Annotated in this window: 2 tRNA genes; both read right to left on the bottom strand. The window is 54.4% G+C overall.

Annotated features, from left to right (window positions below):
* Positions 1 to 2: 2 nt before the first annotated feature.
* A tRNA-Arg gene (locus tag R0J88_RS24360) sits at positions 3 to 79 on the bottom strand.
* Positions 80 to 126: 47 nt separating this feature from the next.
* A tRNA-Arg gene (locus R0J88_RS24355) sits at positions 127 to 203 on the bottom strand.
* Position 204: the final 1 nt, after the last annotated feature.

Here is a 204-nt window from a genome sequence, read left to right as displayed (position 1 = left end):
AGTGGTGGGCGCAGGAGGATTCGAACCTCCGACCGCCTGGTTCGTAGCCAGGTACTCTATCCAGCTGAGCTATGCGCCCACTTTTACTATTTGCTTTTTTATACTCTAAGCAGAGTGTGTAAAGAGTGGTGGGCGCAGGAGGATTCGAACCTCCGACCGCCTGGTTCGTAGCCAGGTACTCTATCCAGCTGAGCTATGCGCCCA

The sequence above is a fragment of the Pseudoalteromonas sp. SIMBA_162 genome, from assembly GCF_046535955.1.
Lineage (GTDB): Bacteria > Pseudomonadota > Gammaproteobacteria > Enterobacterales > Alteromonadaceae > Pseudoalteromonas > Pseudoalteromonas marina.
The sequence above is the reverse complement of the archived record's forward strand: the minus strand, read 5'-3'. Positions and strand labels throughout refer to the sequence as shown.